General features: G+C 66.1%; 22 protein-coding genes. 9 read left to right on the top strand and 13 right to left on the bottom strand.

Going from position 1 to position 19,387, the window contains the following annotated elements; genetic code table 11:
• Window positions 1-2 precede the first annotated feature (2 nt).
• The 5 genes from BSY238_RS01845 to BSY238_RS18490 form a co-directional block, all read right to left on the bottom strand.
• A complete protein-coding gene (locus BSY238_RS01845; protein WP_069037656.1) occupies window positions 3-1,634 on the bottom strand; it encodes a diguanylate cyclase domain-containing protein in 1,632 nt (543 codons plus the stop codon).
• Between the two features lie 25 nt (window positions 1,635-1,659).
• Entirely contained in the window at window positions 1,660-3,153 is a 1,494-nt protein-coding gene (locus tag BSY238_RS01840; RefSeq protein WP_069037655.1) for an ATPase domain-containing protein, read from the bottom strand.
• The gene (locus BSY238_RS01835) at window positions 3,150-3,584 is read right to left on the bottom strand and encodes a hypothetical protein (protein WP_223300230.1); all 435 of its coding nucleotides are present in this window, start codon (window positions 3,582-3,584) and stop codon (window positions 3,150-3,152) included. Before BSY238_RS01835 ends, BSY238_RS01840 begins: the two co-directional genes overlap by 4 nt.
• Window positions 3,585-3,726: 142 nt before the next feature.
• Window positions 3,727-4,647: an OmpA family protein gene (locus BSY238_RS01830; RefSeq protein WP_069037654.1), complete on the bottom strand. Its 921-nt coding sequence runs from the start codon at window positions 4,645-4,647 to the stop codon at window positions 3,727-3,729.
• Window positions 4,648-4,677: 30 nt separating this feature from the next.
• Window positions 4,678-5,097: a DUF4398 domain-containing protein gene (locus tag BSY238_RS18490; protein WP_190295043.1), complete on the bottom strand. Its 420-nt coding sequence runs from the start codon at window positions 5,095-5,097 to the stop codon at window positions 4,678-4,680.
• A 273-nt stretch (window positions 5,098-5,370) separates the two neighbouring features.
• Between BSY238_RS18490 and BSY238_RS01820 the strand changes: the two genes are divergently transcribed.
• Complete coding sequence (locus BSY238_RS01820; protein WP_069037653.1) at window positions 5,371-6,669, top strand: extracellular catalytic domain type 1 short-chain-length polyhydroxyalkanoate depolymerase; 1,299 nt, start codon at window positions 5,371-5,373, stop codon at window positions 6,667-6,669.
• On the opposite strand, the gene BSY238_RS01815 is transcribed toward BSY238_RS01820, so the two are convergent.
• Entirely contained in the window at window positions 6,645-7,910 is a 1,266-nt protein-coding gene (locus tag BSY238_RS01815; RefSeq protein WP_069037652.1) for a ferredoxin reductase family protein, read from the bottom strand. The two genes, BSY238_RS01820 and BSY238_RS01815, sit on opposite strands and share 25 nt — an antisense overlap.
• Window positions 7,911-8,180: 270 nt before the next feature.
• Between BSY238_RS01815 and BSY238_RS01810 the strand changes: the two genes are divergently transcribed.
• The 7 genes from BSY238_RS01810 to BSY238_RS01780 all read left to right on the top strand — a co-directional run bounded on the left by BSY238_RS01810 (window position 8,181) and on the right by BSY238_RS01780 (window position 11,451).
• Window positions 8,181-8,792 carry a hypothetical protein gene (locus BSY238_RS01810; RefSeq protein WP_069037651.1) on the top strand — a complete coding sequence of 204 codons (612 nt, stop codon included), beginning with the start codon at window positions 8,181-8,183 and terminating at the stop codon, window positions 8,790-8,792.
• A gap of 63 nt (window positions 8,793-8,855) precedes the next feature.
• Window positions 8,856-9,071: a glycine zipper 2TM domain-containing protein gene (locus BSY238_RS01805; protein ID WP_069037650.1), complete on the top strand. Its 216-nt coding sequence runs from the start codon at window positions 8,856-8,858 to the stop codon at window positions 9,069-9,071.
• Between the two features lie 105 nt (window positions 9,072-9,176).
• Complete coding sequence (locus tag BSY238_RS01800; RefSeq protein ID WP_069037649.1) at window positions 9,177-9,404, top strand: hypothetical protein; 228 nt, start codon at window positions 9,177-9,179, stop codon at window positions 9,402-9,404.
• A gap of 256 nt (window positions 9,405-9,660) precedes the next feature.
• Entirely contained in the window at window positions 9,661-9,993 is a 333-nt protein-coding gene (locus BSY238_RS01795; RefSeq protein ID WP_069037648.1) for a DUF883 family protein, read from the top strand.
• A gap of 79 nt (window positions 9,994-10,072) precedes the next feature.
• A complete protein-coding gene (locus BSY238_RS01790; protein ID WP_069037647.1) occupies window positions 10,073-10,303 on the top strand; it encodes a CsbD family protein in 231 nt (76 codons plus the stop codon).
• 262 nt (window positions 10,304-10,565) lie between these two features.
• Window positions 10,566-10,940, top strand: coding sequence for a hypothetical protein (locus tag BSY238_RS01785; RefSeq protein ID WP_150123857.1), 375 nt, complete (start codon window positions 10,566-10,568; stop codon window positions 10,938-10,940).
• A gap of 196 nt (window positions 10,941-11,136) precedes the next feature.
• Entirely contained in the window at window positions 11,137-11,451 is a 315-nt protein-coding gene (locus BSY238_RS01780) for a BON domain-containing protein (protein ID WP_069037645.1), read from the top strand.
• 77 nt (window positions 11,452-11,528) lie between these two features.
• On the opposite strand, the gene BSY238_RS01775 is transcribed toward BSY238_RS01780, so the two are convergent.
• The 3 genes from BSY238_RS01775 to BSY238_RS01765 all read right to left on the bottom strand — a co-directional run bounded on the left by BSY238_RS01775 (window position 11,529) and on the right by BSY238_RS01765 (window position 14,592).
• Window positions 11,529-12,164: a hypothetical protein gene (locus BSY238_RS01775; protein ID WP_150123856.1), complete on the bottom strand. Its 636-nt coding sequence runs from the start codon at window positions 12,162-12,164 to the stop codon at window positions 11,529-11,531.
• Window positions 12,165-12,317: 153 nt separating this feature from the next.
• Window positions 12,318-13,304: an NADPH:quinone reductase gene (locus BSY238_RS01770; protein WP_069037643.1), complete on the bottom strand. Its 987-nt coding sequence runs from the start codon at window positions 13,302-13,304 to the stop codon at window positions 12,318-12,320.
• A 28-nt stretch (window positions 13,305-13,332) separates the two neighbouring features.
• Window positions 13,333-14,592 carry a D-amino acid dehydrogenase gene (locus BSY238_RS01765; RefSeq protein ID WP_069037642.1) on the bottom strand — a complete coding sequence of 420 codons (1,260 nt, stop codon included), beginning with the start codon at window positions 14,590-14,592 and terminating at the stop codon, window positions 13,333-13,335.
• 178 nt (window positions 14,593-14,770) lie between these two features.
• On the opposite strand from BSY238_RS01765, the gene BSY238_RS01760 reads away from it, so the two are divergent.
• Window positions 14,771-15,784: a class 1 fructose-bisphosphatase gene (locus tag BSY238_RS01760; RefSeq protein ID WP_069037641.1), complete on the top strand. Its 1,014-nt coding sequence runs from the start codon at window positions 14,771-14,773 to the stop codon at window positions 15,782-15,784.
• Here BSY238_RS01760 and BSY238_RS01755 read toward each other — a convergent pair.
• Genes BSY238_RS01755 through BSY238_RS01740 form a run of 4 tightly spaced genes read right to left on the bottom strand, consistent with a single transcriptional unit; the run spans window position 15,772 to window position 19,385 of the window.
• Window positions 15,772-17,043 (bottom strand): TIGR03862 family flavoprotein, encoded by a 1,272-nt coding sequence (locus BSY238_RS01755; protein ID WP_069037640.1) that lies wholly within the window; start codon window positions 17,041-17,043, stop codon window positions 15,772-15,774. The two genes, BSY238_RS01760 and BSY238_RS01755, sit on opposite strands and share 13 nt — an antisense overlap.
• Window positions 17,043-17,690: a lytic transglycosylase domain-containing protein gene (locus BSY238_RS01750; protein WP_442922957.1), complete on the bottom strand. Its 648-nt coding sequence runs from the start codon at window positions 17,688-17,690 to the stop codon at window positions 17,043-17,045. Before BSY238_RS01750 ends, BSY238_RS01755 begins: the two co-directional genes overlap by 1 nt.
• A complete protein-coding gene (locus BSY238_RS01745) occupies window positions 17,687-18,061 on the bottom strand; it encodes a VanZ family protein (protein ID WP_069037639.1) in 375 nt (124 codons plus the stop codon). The genes BSY238_RS01750 and BSY238_RS01745 overlap by 4 nt, the downstream gene beginning before the upstream one ends.
• Window positions 18,051-19,385, bottom strand: coding sequence for an undecaprenyl-phosphate glucose phosphotransferase (locus BSY238_RS01740; protein WP_069037638.1), 1,335 nt, complete (start codon window positions 19,383-19,385; stop codon window positions 18,051-18,053). The genes BSY238_RS01745 and BSY238_RS01740 overlap by 11 nt, the downstream gene beginning before the upstream one ends.
• Between the last annotated feature and the right edge of the window lie 2 nt (window positions 19,386-19,387).

Below are 19,387 nucleotides of genomic sequence, written 5' to 3'. Positions count from 1 at the left end.
ATTCATCCGTTCGCCTCGTCGACCACCTGCGCGTCCTGCGGCAGGCTGATCGAGAACCGGCTGCCAAGACCGGGTCCTGCGCTGCTGGCGCACAGGCTGCCACCCTGCGCCTCGACCAGATCGCGCAGCCTGTGCAAGGCCATGCCGCTGCGTCGCGCCGATGGCACGCTCGATGCAGCGGCCGCAAAGATCGCGGGCAGCGCGTCGGCTGCGATGCCTGCGCCGTCGTCCGACACCGTGATGTGCGCCCATCCATCGACGATATCGACTGAAAGGCGGATTTCGCTGCCGTCGGCCGAATGACTGGACGCATTCTCGAGCAGCCGGGCGATGATGCCGATCAGACGTACCGCTTGACCGCGCACCGGCGGCAGATCGGCCGGCCACGACGTTACCAGGCGCTGGCGCCGGCCATCGAGCGCGCGGCGTGCCTGGTCGGACGCTTCACCCAGTACCGCCATCAGATCGATCCGGCGCAGTTCGCACATGACATCGGCGGCGCCGGGCGGGCCGGCCGCGACCAGGTCATCGACCAGTCGCGACATGCGGCGGACCTGCCGCTTGATGATGGCCGGCAGCCGGGCGCGCAGTGCTTCGTCGTTCGGTGCGCGGCTGAGCATCTCTGCCGCCGTACGGATCGGCTGCAGCGGCTTGCGCAGATTTTCGGCCACCATGGCCAGAAAGCGGATCTGCTGCGAGCGCATCTGGTCGGCCTGTTCGTCGAGCGCCTGTGCGGCCAGCAGCGCAAGCGTCAGATTCTCGTTCGCTTCGCGCAGGTTGCGCACATGCATTTCACGCTCGGCCAGCACGAATTCGCGATGCGATATCGGCAGCGGCTGAACGGGACCGACGCGCGCCTCCAGCCCGACTGCGCGCGCGATGTCTTCGCGGTGAAAGTCGAAGCAGCCACCGCCTTCACGCTTGGCGCGATACATGGCGACGTCGGCGCGGTCGATCAAGGTGGCGACGTCTTCACCATCTTGCGGAAACAGTGAAATGCCGATGCTGGCCGACAGGCGCAGCAAGAGGTCTCCGACATGGCAGGGCTCGCCCAGCGACGCCAGCATCTTGGCGGCGATCTGGGCGGCATCGGACGCCTGGTTCACTTCTGCCAGCAGTACCAGGAATTCGTCGCCACCGTAGCGGCTGACGGTGTCGGAGTCGCGCACCACGCTCTCCAGACGGCGCGCGACCTGACACAGCACGGCATCGCCGACCGGATGCCCCAGCGTGTCGTTGATCGGCTTGAAGTAGTCGAGGTCGACGAACAGCACCGCGATATGCGTGCCGCGCCGCCGGGCCAGCGTGATCGCGCTGTCCAGACGGTCGTTCATCAGACCGCGGTTGGGCGTGCCGGTGAGCGGATCGCGTTGGCTGTTGCGTGCCAGTTCGTCCAGCGTCAGCGTGGCACTTTCGGCAATCGCCTCCGCCTGCAGTGCGGCAAGCACGAGGTTTTCGTTCGCTTCGAGCAGGTCGGCGGCCTGCGTCGCATTGAAGCCATGCTTCAGGTCGTCGAGTTCGCGCTGCAGGCGCGTCAGTTCCGCTTTCAGCGCGCGGGTATGGGCCTCGAACTGCGCGGCGGTCGCACCGGCTGAAGCGCCGGGCAACTCGTCGTCCGGTGGCAGGTTGTTCATGATGACCCGAGCGCGCCGTGGCGAGTCAGGTTGGCGCTGCCTGTGCTGCCGATCCGGCGGAATTGCCCGAGTTCTGCCGCGCCGGCTGACCACCCAGCAGGCCTTCGTGACCGTTGATCCGCTCGCCGATGCAGATGCCTTCATCGACGATGGTGAACTGACGCAGCTCGTTCGAGTGCGCGCTGCCGCGCACCTTCACCACCGCCATCACACGCTTGAGCTGACTGTCCATTTCGACATAGCGCTGCACGATGATGGCATCGGTCAGGAAGGCCGAGCCATACGGGCTGAAGCGCAGGTCGCTGTAGCGGTCTTCCAGTTCCGACGTCATCAGCACGGTGACACCGGTGGCGGCCAGCGCCGACACCAGGCGCGACAGCGATTCGCGGAAATCGGCGCGGAAGGTCGGTGCCAGCGCCAGTTCGAACCCGGACAGCGAATCGATGACCACACGGGTCGCCTGCAGCCGCTCGATTTCGGTGATCAGCAGGCGGGCGATTTCATCCACCGACACACCGGGCGCGCTGCTGTCGACCACGCCGATGCGGCCCGACTTGATCAGCGGGGCGAGCACGGAGCCGTGCGTCAGCCGCGCCCGTTGTTCGAAGGCGGCAATGACCGATGTTTCGCCATGGCGCGCGCCTTCGGCCAGAAAGGCCGCAGCCAGAATGCTCTTGCCGGAACCGGAGGGTCCGGCGACCAGCAGCGAAAAGCCGCGCGGCAGGCCGCCGCCCATCATTTCATCGAGACCCGGCACGCCCAGGCCCACCCGCGCGGCACCGGCCGCCGTGCGGTCGACGCGCAGCGCGCTCGTCAGCTGGGGCGGCGCGAACACATGGATGCCGCTGCTGTTGATGCGGAATGTGTGCAGGCCGGGCAGCGAGGGCTGACCGCGCATCTTCATGACCTCCATCTTGCGCACCATCGAGTTGCGCTCGACGCTCTGGCGCAGCCAGATCAGTCCGTCCGCGACGGTGAAGATCGGATTCGGATCGCAGTCGGAGAAGTACTCGCCGATCAGGAAGGTGGTGGCCTGCCAGCTCGTCATCAATACGCCGAGGTTCTGGATGAAGTGCTGCAGCGTGATGAACGATGTGCCGTCATTCTGGCTTGCCAGGATGACCGAGCGGAAGGAATCGACGAACACCAGCCCCGGTCCGCGCGCTTCGACCTCGGCCACGATGTGGTCGAGTACCTTGTCGAGATTGCCGCAGGCGACGTCGTCGGCCAGGTTCACGAAGCGGATCGAGCGGTTCAGCTTGTCCAGTTCGAAAAAATCGAATTGCTGCTGATAGCGCAGCATCTTCAGCGGCGGCTCGCCCAGCACGGTGAAATAGATCGCCGGCCGCTCGGGCGTGGCCAGTGCGAACATGATCTGGTGCGCCAGCGTGGTCTTGCCGCAGCCCGGTGGGCCGGCGATCAGATTGCAGGAGAACTCCGGCAGCCCGCCGCCGAGCACTTCGTCCAGCCCTGGAACACCTGTCTTCAGGCGATTGATGCTTGCTTTGCCGGTGGTCATGGCGTGATGTCCTGTGCGGTGGGGCCGCTGGAAGTGTGGTCGAGTGCGGGTCGCAGCAACCTCTCGGTCAGTGATTCGCCGATGAGTGTGGCAAGCAGATCACGGAAGTTGCCAAGCAGTGCGCCGTGGGCTGCGATGGCTTCCGGCTCGGTCTGCAGCAGCAATGCACTGCTCAGCGGAGCCAGCAGATCCTGTCCGGCTGCGGTGTCGCAGACCGGAGACAGCCAGGGATGGGCATCACGCGTCAGGTAAAGGCTGCGCCTGATGAGCGCGGCAACACCGCGCTGGCCGATGATGGGGGAAAGACTTGCGTGCAGCGTCTGCCATGTAGCCACCGTCGCATCGAGCTGCGAAGAGGACGGACGCGTCGGGTCGGCGGCATCCGCCTGATGAGATCCCGCAGTCCGGACGTCTCCTGAATCGCTTTGCATCGATGGTCCGGTGGTGGTTGGCTCGCGGCTGTGCGCTGATTTTACGCCTCGCGACGGGGCATCAGTCCGGCTTTCGGCATGGGCGCTCGCAAGTTGGCTGCCTTGCGGCAGCCGACCGGCGCCCGTGCGTACCATCGCCAGCTTATTGACTGCTCGACACGCCACTCGGCGGCGGGCCGAAAACGATGTCCACGCGCCGGTTCATCTGGCGGCCGGCAGCCGTGTCGTTGCCGGCCACCGGCTGCTCTTCGCCGAACGCGCGCGTGCTCAGCCGATCGGACGCCACACCGAGCTTGACCAGTTCGGCCATGACCGCATTCGCGCGGCGCCCGGACAGCGAAAGGTTGCTTGCGGCCGAGCCTACGCTGTCGGTATAGCCCTCGATCGTGGCGCTGCGCTGAGGATTGCGCTTGAAGAAGTCAGCCAGCCGGATCATGTCGGCCGATCCGCTGGACAGCAGATCCGACTTGCCGCTGTAGAACAGCACCCCACCCAGCGTGACGACCATGCCGCGATCGGTCTGCTTCGCGTTCAACGCCGTCAGTTCGGCTTCCAGCGTTTCGACGCGTGACCGGCTTTGTTCCATGCTGGCCTGATCGCGCAGGGCGGACGATTCGGCTTCGGCAAGCTGGGTACTCTTGACCTGGTTGCGTTGCTCGGAGGCGATCAGCTGGCGGCGCGTGTTGTCCGCCTCGGCCGTCCGTTCGGCCAGCCGCATGCGGTCGCGCTCGGCGGCGGCCCCTGCGGTCACGGCCTGCGCCGCGCGTCCCGTGGCGGTTTCGCGGGCAATCAGGGTGCGCTGATCGGCCAGGTAGGCGAGGTGATCGACGGTGTCCTTGCGCGTGCCCGCCGTCCAGGCCTGCTCGGCCCGGCTGACGGACGCTTCGGCGTCGCGCAGTTCATCTGCCGCCAGCGCGCTGACCTGCGGATCGCTGCGTGCGGCGACGACGCGCTCGCGTGACTGGTCGAGTGCGCTGTTGCGCTCCGGCACGCTGCTGCAGGCTGCCAGCGAGGCGCCGAACAGGGCGATGCACAGCGTGCGGATCTTGGTGTTCGATGTCATATGGGGCTCCTGATGCGCTGACCGCTCGGGTCAGCGAACGATCTTGCGGTTGATTTCTTCCTGCAGCACGCGGGCGGCGTTCTGCGACTCGGTGGCGCTGCGCTGCGAGCGCACCGACTGGGCATGCGCTTCGGCAACATGGGCATCGAGTTCGGCCTGTTCGGCGAGCTGGCCGGCGCGTTCGTAATCCTTGTTGGCGACCGCCTGACGGGCACGGGTGAGCTTGCCGATGGCGATCTGCAGTTCAGCCGGCGCGTTTTCCCGGGTGCCGGCGCTGCTGGCGCGTTCGACAGCCGCTTCGGCAACGGCCATCTTTTCCACCGGGGGCGGCGTGGAGGCGCAGGCGCCGAGCAGCAGGGCGGACAGGGCCAGTGCCAGCAGGGGCAAGGTCGTGCGGGCGGGCGCTGGCAGTGAAGGTGCGAGGCGGCTGTGCGGGGTGTGCATGGTCATGGTGTTTCCCTGGGCAATGTGTCCATCGACTGCGGCCGGGTGGCGGACAGTGGTGGTGAAGCTTTGCGTGCAGCCTGAGCGCTGGCGGATCTGCCGTCTGTCTGTTTGCGCACATCCGTGCCGGTGCGCACCGGTGCGCCGGGCCGACGCAGTACGGCAGCGCACAGACGGCATCCCGCCTGCCGCGCAGATTCCGGCTGCACTGGCGCCGCACGCCTGCGTTCCGGCCATCCGTCGGAGCGGGGTCACGCTTGCGCTGCCCCGGGGACCGTCATGCAAACAAGCCCACAGATCGAACACACCCGGCGACGACGGGTCATCCGGCGCCTGCTGGACGAACTCGCATCATGCGATCCGGATGATGATGCCTACGAGCGCAAGCTCGACCTGCTCGGCCGGCGCATCGCGCGTCGCGTCCCGCCGATGGCGGGCAACGCGGCGCCGGCTCATGCGGGCGGGGCAGGGCGAAGGTCGCACCAGCCAGCAACGGGCTGGCAAGCCTTCTGGCAACGCCAGCACGCGCGGCTGGCAAGGCTGGGCAGCGCGATGATGAGAATGGTCAGGATCGCCGCCGTGCGCACGGCAGACGATCTCCACCGTCTGGCGCCTGCGCGACCGGATTCAGCGGTGGCTGAAGGCTTCGGCGACCTCACAGCGCCGGACGGCCGGCGGGTCGGGCGGCTGATCGGCCCATTCAGGGCCGGACGCCCGGTCGAAGGCGTCGACTGTCATTACATGGTGTACGAACCTGCGTTCCGTACCGCCGGCCCCGCACCGCTGCTGGTCATGCTGCATGGCTGCAATCAGGGCGCCGCCGAATTCGCCGCCGGCACGCGCATGAACGAGGTGGCCGAGGATTCGGGCGTTGTCGTGCTGTACCCGGAACAGTCGATGGGTGCGAATGCGCTGCGCTGCTGGAACTGGTACGTCCTGCAGGACGTGTCGAACAGCGCGGGTGACGCGGCCCTGATCGCCCGCCTCATACGCCGGGTGATGCAGGATCAGGATATCGATCCGGCGCGCGTGTACATCGCCGGCATGTCGGCCGGCGGTGCCATGGCGGCGGTGCTTGCGCGCGACTATCCGGGCCTTTTTGCCGCACTCGGCGTGCATTCAGGCATTGCAGCCGGACGTGCGCACGACGCCGTGTCGGCGATGCGCGTGATGGCGTCGGGGCCCGATGCGCTGCCGCCGGACGTGCTGTCGCCGACCGAGCACGGTGCCGTCCGTCTGCCGTGCATCGTGTTCCACGGCGACGCGGACACCACCGTGCATCCGTCGAACGCCGATGCGCTGTATGCCGCATCGGATCCGTCGGGCGCTGATGCGCCGAGCGGGCATGCATCGTCCGAGGCCACGCCTGCGGGCGAAGGGCAGCGCGGCTACACCCGTTCCGCCGCGTTCGGCGCGTCAGGCGCGAGCCGGTGCGAGCGCTGGATCATTCACGGCGCCGGCCATGCATGGACCGGCGGAGACGGGACGCAGCCCCATACCGATGCGACCGGACCGGATGCATCGAGACAGATGATGCGTTTTTTTCTGCAGCATCATCTGAACTCGAAGATTTCGTAGCGGATGTTGCCGGCCGGGATGCCGCTTTCCTTCATCCGGGTGCGAACCGCCTGCAACAAGGCTTTCGGACCGCAGAAACTGATGTCGATCGTCGCTGGCGGGTTCGCGAACACGAGCGCATCGAGCGCATGGCCGAACGCCGGGTCGGCGCCGCCCCCCTTGATCGGAAAGAACGCCGCACCGCGTGCATCGGCCTGTCCGCGCAAGCTGTCGATGTCCGGGAAGTCGCGGCCGGGACTGCAGAAGTAGAACAGGCTGACCCGGTCGAAATCTCTGGCACCGGCATCGGTCAGCCACGCGACGAAGGGTGAGATGCCGACGCCGCCGCCAATCCAGATTTCGCAGCGCGAGTCGGGCAGGCGCTCGAAACGCCCGAATGGCGCATACAGGTCTGCGTGCATGCCGGTCCTTGCACGCGAGACCAGTCGCTGCGTGTAGTCACCCAGAGCCCGGATGACGAACTGGATCCTGCCGTCCTGCCGGCTACCCGAGGCGATGGTGAAGGGATGCGGTTCGCGCAGTCCATCCTCGCTGAGCGACAGGAAGGCGAACTGCCCGGCCTCGAACCGGATCGGTTGCCCCAGCGGGCGCAGGTCGAGGTGCACAGCCGAGGGGCCGTGCTCGACGGCCACGATTTCATACGCCGCGTGACGCGACATCAGCGGATACAGAAGAAGTTTGTAGACCGCAGCGGCCAGGCCCAGACCGCACAGCGCCGCCAGCCAGACACCTGCCGGGCTGACCAGGGCAATCGGCGACTTGATGCTGAGGGCGTGAAACACCACCACCAGCAGTGCCGGCCCGGCCAGCTTGTGCCACCAGCGCCAGACGCTGTAGGGAATGTTCCGGTTCAGTGCCAGCAGAACCAGCAGCATCAGGGCGACGAAACCGGACTGTCGGGCCAGTCTTGCGACGGCCGGGTCGAGTGCGAACATGGCCGCCTTGGTCCAGCCGTCGCCGTCGGCCTTGAACATGAGGTGAGCCGACGCGAACACGAGTGCCCAGATACCCAGCCATTTATGTGTTCGATATGCGCGGTCAAGGCCACCGAAAGCGGTTTCGACCCATTGCCAGCGTGCGCCGAGTACCGCTGCAGCGGCCATCAGCGAGAGTGCGGTGACCCCGCTGCCCAGACTGAACGCGCCGAGCGTCAGCCGGCTGTCGGCGGGCAGTTCCAGATTCACGAGAAGGAAGCTGACAGCTGCCAGAGTGAAGATCAGGGCCCGGCTGTCGGGGATCATGGGTGTCCGTTCTCAAGGTCGGGTGGCCGGAAGCGCGCCCGCTGCGCCTGGCTGGCGCAGCCGGTCCGCAAATGCAGCCTTCATTGCGAGGCCTCGAGTGACAAACGTCTGCTCGGTGACGCACATAGCTTTTGTGTGTCAGCAGACAGACAGCATCGGTTTGGCTGCGTACCTTGCAGTTGCCGGGACGCACAGGTCCGGGTCCGTCCATGCAGTGGCCGCTTCGGCCGCGCCTGCGACGCGACGGCAGATCACGATATGAGGACACCCATGAACACACTCCGAACCCACGCACTGGCGCTTGCCATCGGCCTTGCCTTCAGCACCGGCGCCATCGCCGAATCGATGACCAAGGCCGATCACAAGGCAGCCAGGGCGCAGATCACGTCTGACTACAAGGCAGCCGAGAAGGCCTGCGATTCGCTGTCCGGCAATGCCGAGGACATCTGCGAGGCAGAAGCAAAGGGGGCCGAAAAGATCGCCAAGGCCAATCTGGAAGCGAAACGTGCGCCGTCCGAAACGGCGAACTACAACGTTCGCGTGGCGCGTGCCGATGCGGTCTACATGGCAGCGAAGGAACGTTGCGACGACCTCGCCGGCAACCCGAAGGATGTCTGCGTCGAGGAAGCCAAGGCCGCACGGACGACCGCCAAGGCCGATGCGACGGCGCAGCTGAAGATGTCGGAAAGCAATACCGCAGCCGGCGAAAAGACGAGTGACGCGCGCAGCAAAGCGGCTGAGCAGAACGCCGAAACGCGCAAGGAAGCGAAGGAAGAAAAGGTCGACGCCCGCTATGACGTCGAGCAGGAAAAATGCGACAGCCTGGCGGGCGACGCAAAGGATCGCTGCATCGACGCGGCGAAGATGCGCGCCGGCAAATAAGTCGGTCGCGCAGGCAGCACCTCGCGGCCAGCCGGCCGCGATACCCGGATACGAGGTCACATCATGAATACGAAATCGAATATTGCAACGATTGCCATCAGTGCTGCACTGCTCGTCGGTCTGAGCGCCTGCTCGGGCATGTCGGCGCGTGATCGCAACACCGCCATTGGTGCGGGTGCGGGTGCGGTTGGCGGTGCGGTACTGACCGGCGGCAGCGCCGTGGGCACGGTCGGCGGCGCCGCCGTCGGTGGCCTGATCGGACGCGAAATCAAGAAGTAAGCGGGCCATTGCTTCGGCCCAATCCAGGGAGACATGCGGCGTGACCGGAAGCGGTCACGCTGCATGCCTCCCTGTCACGCATGCAGTTGAACGACGGAGTGTCTGATGAACAAGAATGCACAAAAGCTGGGTGCCGTGATGGTTGCCGGTCTGTTCCTTGCCGTGTTGTCGGGTTGCCAGAAGGAAGGCCCGGCCGAAACCGCCGGCAAGAAGCTGGATGCCGCCGTCGGCAATACGTCGAACGCGATCGGTGATGCGGCGGAGAAGGCGGGCGACAAGATGGAAGAAGCCGGCGACAGCATCAAGGATGCGACCCGCAGCGACGGGAAGTAGTCCGGCGTTGCAGGACGGACGCCTGCAGCGCGCACGTACCGGTGATGCACTCGCCGCCGCCCGCCGGAGAGCGATGCTTCCGCGCTGCGTTCGCTGCCGAACAGACACGGCTTGCCGTGCGGCACACACTTGTCATTGCGGGTCGAACCTTGCCGGCAGGGTGGTCGGCAGCCGGCGGTTCCAACCGATCTTCAACGCGCTGGCGGGTGTCCGGGCTGTGCCCGCCCGCTGACTGCGCTTTTCCAAAGGAGACAAGATGAATACGGATTTCAACGGTGGTGACGCAGGCATCCAGGGCAAGAAGGATGTGCTGGTGAGTGATGTGAAGGCAGTGGTCAGCGACGCCGACGCCCTGGTCAAGCAGGTGATCGACAGCACGGCGAGCGAAATTTCTGCGGCGCGTACGAAGATCGAAACGCGTCTGTCCGATGCCCGTGCCGGTCTCGATCGCGCGGCGCATGCGGTGTCGGACAAGGTGTCCCGCGCAGCCGACAACACGCGGGTCTATGTCAGCGAAAACCCGTGGAAGGCAATCGGCGTGGCCGCTGCGGCCGGGCTGCTGGTGGCGCTGCTGATGCGCCGCCGCTGAAGGTCGTCGTCACGCAGAACGCGTGCAGGCGGCTTGCCTGCGGCGTTCAAGGTGTAAATGAAGAACGAAAGGACATGAAATGAACTGGGATATCGCCGAAGGCAACTGGAAGCAATTCAAGGGCAAGGTCAAGTCGCAATGGGGCAAGCTGACCGATGATCAGCTCGACGTGATTGCAGGCAAGCGCATCGAACTGGCGGGCCGGATTCAGGAAGCGTACGGCATCACGAAGGACGAAGCGGAACAGCAGATCGAACAGTTCGAGAAGCTGAACGAAGACAGCACCCGAACGCCCGACAGGCTGCCTTGAAGCGTGTCTGCCCGCGCTGCGCGTCAGCGATCTGCCGCATCAGACGGCGGTTCGTCGACCGCCTGATCAGTCGCTTCGTATCGATACAGCGCTTTCGCTGCGAATCGATTCATTGTGTCTGGGAGGGCAATCTGCGGATCGCAGCGGTTGAACGGCCGGGCGCCGATCACTCGGCGACGCCGGGCAAGTGATTCCGGACCGTACCGTCGTCGAGACGCCTGACGGCGGTCTGTGTCTGTCAGGCGACAGCATCGGACAGCGGGTGCCGCGAACGATCCTGCTGCTTGAACCCGACCCTGCGCGAGCAGGCCGGATACGGCTTGCGCTGACGGCGCTGGCCACCTCGCGCCTGCGCGTCGAATGGGCGGCCACATTGCCCGATGCGCTGCAGCGTCTTGGCCGGGCCGAGATCGAGGCGGTGCTGCTCGGCGGCCGTCTGTGTGAGGGCGCCGGCGTCGACATGCTGGACCTTGTCCGCCAGATGAGGCCGGATGTGCGGGTGTGGCTGATGTGCCGGGCCGGCGTCGACGCTGCGTCGGCGCTGCCGGGCATGCCCCGGACGTCGGAAACCTTGTGCCGCTGCATCGAGGCGGAACAGCTGGAACGCCTGCCCGCCGAGATGGCGCTGATGCCGTGATTTCTGTACGCCAGCGCACCGACGTACAACTATGGCGAGCGCATGCTGTGAACGTTCCGGCCAGCGATGCTGCATGGCCGGACATTTCCTGACAGACAGGGTGGCCAAGCGCTCGTGCCGTTCATCGAACGCCTGCGTGCGACGTCCTGCCGAGCGACGTCAGGCGCTCGTAAAGCCGTTTTCAAAGGAGTTTTCCATGCATGACATCAAACGATATCTGTCGGCCGCCTTTCTGGCCGTTGCCCTTGCCGGCGCCGTGGGCTGCGCTGCCACCTCCAAGCAGGAAGGTACTGGCGAGTATGTTGACGACAGCGTCATCACCACGAAGGTGAAAGCGGCCATCCTGAACGAAGCGACACTGAAGGTCGCCGAGATCAACGTCGAAACCTTCAAGGGTGTCGTTCAGCTCAGCGGCTTCGTCAGTTCGGCCGCGGACATCACGAAAGCGATCGAAGTGACGCGCGCCGTGGGTGGCGTCAAGTCGGTCAAGAACGACATGCGCCTGAAGTAAGGCGCAGCCGTCCGCAGCACCCGAGGCCCTTGCGCACATCGTGCGCAGGGGCCTCGTCACGTGCGCGGTACGAAACGTCAGATGCTGATCGCGCCGCGTGTCCTGACCTTGCCGGTCGCCTTGTCGAGCAGCGCCTTCACCTCTTCCAGGCTCGGCAGCAGCGCCTTGAATTCAGGCGCCTGGAAGTACAGATTGACGCGATGGTTGCCGAAGGGCTCGAGTGCGTCGCAGGACACGAAGTGCTGCGTGCCTTCGCGCGCTTCCGTGCGCTCGTCGATGAGGTCGAATTCGCCGGTTTCGCAGTAGGCGTCGCCGACCCGGGTTGATGAATAGTAAGCCGGGTCGTCCTTCATGATCAGGGCCGTCCAGGCGCTGAGCTGTGCCGGTGTCACCCGCTCGCCAAAGGTTTCTATCGTCAGCTGCAGACCCATGCGGTCACCGCTGCGCCCGGCGAGGAAAGTGCAGATTTCGGTGTGGGTATCGACCGGCGCATCGGCCTGTCCCTTGTAGAGATCGAGCACGTCGGTGGCAGGACGGCGCTCGATGCCGAAGCCCATTTCGGCGAGATCAGCGGTGTCGACGAGGTCGCACGGTGTCTGACCCGCTTCGCCGGCCGATGCTGTCTGGCAACCCGCGGCCACAATCATCGCGAAGCCGTATCGGCGTATTGACGTCAGATTCGACGTCACACCCGGCGTCACATTCGAAGTCATGTTCCGTCCTCCCGGGGGCTCCAGAGTGAGGCGACGCGGATGTCCGTCTGCATGCCGGGTCGCGCTGCCGTCGCGGGCCCGCCAACGCGCACGGCAACGCAGCACCATCGTACATCCAATGTGCGCACGGCTGCGCACCCGGATGCCCGAAGCTCAGTCGAGTGCCAGCACGATGTTGCCGACCACCTGGCCCTGTTCGATCCGGGCGTGCGCGTCGGCGATCTGCGCCAGAGGCAGGCGTTCGGCGATGTGGTGGATCACGCGGCCGGTCGCCAGCAGCCGGGTCAGGGTGTCGATCACCGCGCGGCGTTCGGCTTCGTCCAGCGTGTAGACGAGGATCACGCGCAGCGTGATATTGCGCGCCGCCAGTGCGAAAAACGGCAGCGCGAACTGCGGCGTTCCACTGCCATAGACGATCCATTCGCCGCCCGGGCGCACCAGTCCGATGTCCATGACGGCGTTGGCGGCCACGTCGACTTCGACGCTGCGGTCGACACCGCGGCCGCCGGTTGCGTCGGCCACCTGCGCGGCGACGTCTTCGGTGCGGTAGTCGATGACCCGGTCGGCACCGGCGTCGCGGGCAAGCCCGGCCTTGGCCGCGCTGCTGACGGTCGCGATGACCTGCCGCGCGCCGAGCAGCTTTGCGAACTGCACGGCGTAGTGACCGACCGCGCCCGCACCGCCCGCCACGAGAACCGATTTGCCTGCCACGCCGCCGAGCGTCAGCAGTGCGTGCAGCGCGGTGGTCGCCGGAATGCCCAGACAGGCACCGGCTTCGCCGCTGATCGGGTCAGCCAGGGTGACCGCCTGCGCCTGCGGCAGCGTGATGAATTGCGCTGCAGTACCGCAGGCACGACCCCAGGCCGCGTTCCACAGCCAGACCCGTTCGCCGAGGCGCGCGGCACTGACACCCGGCCCGACCGCATCCACGATGCCCATGCCGTCGCTGTGCGGAACGATGCGGGGGAAGGGCATGCCGCCGGCCCGCAGACCGGCGCGCGCCTTGACATCCGACGGGTTTATGCCCGACCACTGCAGCCTGACCCGCAGTTCGCCCGCCGCCGGGACCGGCTCGGGCAACTCTGCCACCTGCAGCACCTGATGGGCAGGGCCGGTCTGGTCGTAGAAGGCTGCGCGCATGGGAAATGTCCGCTCGGGCGCCGGCGCGTCAGTGACGCTTGCCGGTCAGGTGGGGGAATTCGATGTCCGAGCTGCCGCCGTCGACGAGATCGGCGAGCAGGCGGGCCGAGCCGCAGGCCAGCGTCCAGCCGAGCGAGCCGTGGCCGGTGTTGTACCAGAGCCCCGGTATGCGGCTGCGCCCTATCAGCGGCACATTGCCCGGCGTACACGGGCGCAGTCCGGCCCACGCCTGTGCGGCATCGATATCGCCGGCGTCCGGGCACAGCGTGCGCGTCAGCGCGGTCAGCAGACGCACCCTTTCGTCGTCGACGGTGACCGTGTGACCGCCCAGCTCGGCCAGACCCGCCACGCGGATGTTGTCGCCGAGACGTGACATCACGATGCGGTGCTCTTCATCGGTGATGCTGACGCGTGGCGCATTCGGACCGGCCGGAAAGGTGATCGAATAGCCCTTGATCGGATACAGCGCCGGGCGCGGACCATGCTGTTCGACCAGCGCGCGGGTGTACGTGCCGAGCGAACACACGATCTGGTCGGCGCACAGCAGCCCGCGTACGCCGCGCGCGTCGCGGACAGCCACGCCGCGCACCCTGCCTTGGTGCATATCCAGACTGTCTGCCGTCGTTTCGTAGTGGAACACGACACCGGCGTCGACACAGCGCTGCGCCAACTGGCGGGTGAAGGCGCAGGCGTCGCCCGATTCGTCGTTCGGCGCGAACAGCCCGCCGATCAGATTGCGCGTGCTCGACGCGAGCGCCGGCTCGATGTCGATGCAGCGCGCGGCGTCGCAGACCTCGATCCGGATGCCGTGCTTGTGCAGGATGCGCGCGCGCTGCTGGGCGCGGGCCAGCTCCTTGCGGTTGAAGAACACGTGCAGGATGCCGCTTTCGGCGTGCGCGTAGTCCAGCTCCAGGGTGCGCCGCAGCACGCCGAGTTCGACCTGGCTGCGGATGGCCAGCCGCGCCAGCGCATCGGTGTTGGCGCGCACGCGTCCGGGACGGCATTGCAGCAGGAACGCTGCCATCCAGCGCCACTGGCGATGGTTTACGGTCGGTGAAAAGCGCACCGGCGCGGTCGAGCGACCCATGCCGCGCAGACCTATGCCAGGTGCCTGCGGGGTGGCCCATGGAGCGGCATGGCTGACCGAAATCTGGCCGCCATTGGCGAAGCTGGTTTCCATGGCCGGCTGGCTCTGACGGTCGACCACGGTGACGGAATGTCCCGCCTGGCGCAGATACCAGGCGGTGGTAATGCCGACGACGCCGGCACCTAATACAAGTATGTGCATGCGGATCTGATTCTGGAGAACGCTGTCAAGACTGTTCTGGCAGTCTGCAGGTTCCTTGTGTGGGCACCGACCCGGTCCCGAATTCAAGGTTGAAAAGGCAGTCGGCGTGAAATCCTGCGAGGCGTTTCATGGTGCTGTGCACGATAATCGATTTTCTGACCCTACGGAGCCGTACCCCATGTCCCGCATCACCCTCAGCCAGTTCCTGATCCAGCAACAGCGCGACGGCGAGCGCATCAGCGCCGAGTTGCGCTTCCTGGTCGAGGTGGTGGCGCGCGCCGTCAAGGCGATCGGCAACGCAGTGGGCAAGGGCGGGCTGACCAATTCTCTCGGCGAAGCCGGCGGCGAGAACGTGCAGGGCGAGGTGCAGAAGAAGCTCGACGTGATCGCCAACGAAATCCTGCTCGAAGCGAACGAGTGGGGCGGTCACCTTGCCGCGATGGCGTCGGAGGAAATGGACGCGCCGCACCAGATCCCGAACCGCTACCCGAAGGGCGAGTACCTGCTGCTGTTCGATCCGCTCGATGGCTCGTCGAACATCGATGTGAACATTTCGACCGGCACCATCTTTTCGGTGCTGCGCTGTCCGGACTTTGCCAATGGCGGTGCCGCAGCAGTGGATGAAAGCGCATTTCTGCAGCCCGGTACGCGCCAGCTGGTTGCCGGCTATGCGGTGTACGGTTCGGCCACCCAGCTGGTGCTGACGCTGGGCGAGGGCGTGCATGCCTTCACGCTGGATCGCGAAACCGGCAGTTTCGTCATGACGACCGCCCACATGCGCATTCCGGACGACACGAAGGAATATGCGATCAATGCGTCGAACGCGCGTTCGTGGGAAGCGCCGGTGAAGCGCTACATCGACGAACTGATCGCCGGCAAGACCGGCCCGCGCGGCAAGGACTACAACATGCGGTGGGTCGGCTCGATGGTGGCCGACGTGCATCGCATCCTGACGCGCGGTGGCATTTTCCTGTACCCGAAGGATACGAAGGACCCGACCAAGCCGGGCAAGCTGCGCCTGATGTACGAAGCGAACCCGATGGCGATGCTGATCGAGCAGGCCGGCGGCGCGGCGACCACCGGCTATCAGCGCATCCTCGACGTGCAGCCGGAAAAGCTGCATCAGCGGGTGCCGGTCATCCTGGGGTCGAAGAACGAGGTCGAGCGTGTGCTCGGCTATCACTCGGCCTGAAGTGCGGCCTGGCGCGATGCGGCGGCAAGCCGCCTGAGCATGCCGGCTGCCGCGACGCGACCGCTCGCCATGCTGGCAGTCAGCAGATAGCCGCCGGTCGGCGCTTCCCAATCGAGCATTTCGCCGGCACAGAACACACCGGGCAGCGCCTTGAGCATCAGGTCGGAATCGAGCGCCTCCAGCGTCACGCCGCCGGCGGTACTGATGGCTTCGGCCACCGGCCGGGTGGCGGTCAGGCGCAGCGGCAGCGCCTTGAGCGTTGCCGCGATGCGGGCCGGATCGCTCAGTGCCGCCTTGTCGAGTACCTCGAACAGCAAGCCGGCTTTCGCCCCATTGATGCCCAGCCGCCCGGCCAGATGCGACGACAGCGAGCGCGCGCCGCGCGGGTGGGCGGCTTCGGCCAGCACGCGCGCCGGTTCGTACGCCGGCAGCAGATCGAGTGCGATATCGACGAAGCCATGGACCTCGAGCCGCTCGCGCAGCGCGGCCGACAGCGCATAGATCAGGCTGCCTTCCAGACCGCTTGCGCTGATCAGGCATTCACCGCTGCGCGATATCGACCGACCTGTCACGTCGGTGAAGCCGATACGCACATTCTTGAGCGGTGCACCCGCATGTCGCTGCGCGAAATGGGCGCTCCACGCAAGGTCGAAGCCGCAGTTCGCCGCACGCAGCGGCGACACCGCGACGCCACGGCTTGCCAGCAGCGGTGACCAGCTGCCATCCGAACCCAGTTGCGGCCAGCTCGCACCCCCCAGCGCGAGCAGGGTGGCGGCTGCCGGTCTGACGACAGCGCCGTCCGGCGTGCCAAAGCACAGTTGGCCATCGGCGTCCCAGCCGGTCCAGCGGTGATGCATGTGGAAGTGCACGCCGGCCGCACGCAGACGTGTCAGCCAGGCGCGCAGCAGCGGCGCAGCCTTTAGATCGCGGGGAAAGACGCGGCCGGAGGAACCGATGAAGGTGTCCACGCCCAGCCCGTGCGACCAGGCGCGCAGGGCGTCGGCATCGAAGCCGGCCAGCCAGCGCGCGACGTCGCCGCTGCGCTCGCGGAAGCGTTCGATGAACTGCGGCAGCGCTTCGCTGTGCGTGAGGTTGAGCCCGCCCTTGCCAGCCAGCAGGAACTTGCGACCGACCGACGCCTTGCCGTCGAACAGGTCGACCCGGATGCCGGCGGACGACAGCACTTCGGCGGCCATCAGGCCGGCCGGACCGCCGCCGACGATGGCGACTTCCAGCACCGGCGGCAGACTGGCGTGCATCAGTTGGCTGACTGGATCAGGCGCATCTCGCTGCTGTCGGCGCGCAGCTTGTAGGGACTGGGCGGCACGACCGGTTCGGGCGGTGCGGCGAGGCGCTTCAGCGCTTCGTAGCGGTCGCTCACGCGCGGTACGTAGGCGCGTGTTTCCGCGTAGGGCGGCATGCCACCGAACCGGCGGACCGCGCCGGCGCCGGCGTTGTAGGCAGACAGGGCCAGTTCGACATCGCCGAAGTGATCGAGCAGGTCGCGCAGGTGACGTGCGCTGGCGCGCAGGTTGTCGACCGGCTTCAGGGCGTCGGTCACGCCATAGGCCCGTGCGGTCGCCGGCATCATCTGCGCCAGACCGAGCGCGCCCTTGGGAGACACGGCGTGCGGGTTGTAGGCGGATTCCGCCTGCACGACGGCATGCAGCAATTCGGGATCGATGCCGCCTGCCACGGCCGCCTGTTCGATCTGCGCGGCGAACGGCAGCCCGCTCAGTGCCTGCCGCCTGGCTTCGCGCTGTTCCACTTCGCTGACTCGCAGCAGCTCCGGCTGGAGCAGGCGGTAGGTCGTGCCGTCGCCCAGCCTGAGCTGATAGTCCGAGCCGTTCGCATGCGACAGCCAAGGCAGGCCGGCAAGCAGCAGCACGAACATGCGGCGCATCATGAGCGGACGCCTCTGGCCGCAATGTAACGTGCAAGCAGCACGGCAAGAACGATGCCGAAGCCATTCGCAAGCAGGTCGGCCAGTTCGGCTTCGCGGCCGGGCAGCGCCAGCTGGCGCCATTCGTCGTACAAAGCGATCGCAAGCGCGAAGGCGGCGCAGCTGTAGAGCCAGCGCTGACCGACTGCGAGCCAGAGTGAAAAGGCGATGGTGCCGAAGGTGGCGAGGTGGGCGAGCTTGTCCCATGGGCTTGGGATCAGCCCGACTGCCAGCTCGGTCTCGCCCAGTCTGACCAGACTGGCGATCATCAGGCTGGCGACCAGCATCGCCAGCCACTGGACGACCGGTGGTCGATGCACGGCTTCAGTACGCATTGCGGTCCTTGAATACCACCGCGACGGTCTTGACGATGATCCACAGGTCAAGGCCGATCGACCAGTTGCGCAGGTATTCCAGATCGAACTCGATGCGCTTCTGCATCTTGTCCACCGTTTCGGTTTCGCCGCGATAGCCATTGACCTGCGCCCAGCCGGTGATGCCCGGCTTGACCTTGTGGCGGACCATGTAGCCCTTGATCAGCTTGCGGTAGGTTTCGTTGTGCGCCACGGCGTGCGGTCGCGGACCGACGATGCTCATCCGCCCCTGCACCACATTGATGAACTGCGGCAGTTCGTCGAGCGAGGTGCGGCGCAGGAAGCCGCCGAAGGGCGTGATGCGCTGATCATTTCGCGTCGCCTGCTTCACCACCGCACCATCGTCCTGCACCGTCATCGAGCGGAATTTGTAGACGACGATTTCACGGCCGTCGAGACCGTAGCGGCGCTGCCGGAACAGCACCGGGCCGGGTGAAGTCATTTTCACGCCGATGGCAATCGCCAGCAGCAGCGGCGAAATGAGCAGCAGGATCAGACACGACAACACCACATCGCTGCTGCGCTTGACGAGGCCGTTGATGCCGGTGAATGGCGTGTCGCACACCGCCACCACGGGTACGCCAGCGACGTAATCCATGCGGCCCTGGATCAGGTCGGTCAGGAAGATGTCCGGTGCGAAGAACACGCTGGCCGTGGTGTCCTTCAGATCGTCGAGCAACGCGAGAATGCGCGGCTGGCTGGCCATCGGCAATGCAAGATAGATCTGGTCGATGCGATGGGTCTTCACATAGGCGGCAAGATCACTCAGCCGCCCGAGCAGCGGATGCCCGTTGAGCTGGGAGATCCGCTCCGTTGAACGGTCATCGAAATAGCCGAGGCAATGAATGCCGAGGAAGGGGTTGAAGGCGAACTGTTCAGCCAGCTGCACGCCGATGTCGTTGCAGCCGACGATGATGACCCGGGTCTGGTTCTCCACCTGCGCGGCAGACCGCTTCAGATAGGCCCGCGCGGTGAAGTGGGCGACCAGCTGGGTTGCCGGCGCCGCAACGAGCCACGCGACCACGACGTCGATCGGAAAGTTTTCGATGTACTGGCTCGCATAGCCGAAGAACAGCAGGATGAACGCGATCAGCATCCAGTTGATGACGCACTGCCGAACCACGCGACGCGGCCGCATGCTGAGCAGCGACGAGCCCGGGAAGGACAGCGAAAACACCACCAGCGACAGCACGACATAGCGCGCGTCGACCGTATCGCCGAAGTACAGGGCGCACGCGATCAGCGAAAGGATGAGCGAAAGCGGGTCGAGGAACATCTCGACCATTC

Origin of the sequence: Methyloversatilis sp. RAC08 (assembly GCF_001713355.1) — a bacterium.
GTDB lineage: Bacteria > Pseudomonadota > Gammaproteobacteria > Burkholderiales > Rhodocyclaceae > Methyloversatilis.
The sequence above is the reverse complement of the archived record's forward strand: the minus strand, read 5'-3'. Positions and strand labels throughout refer to the sequence as shown.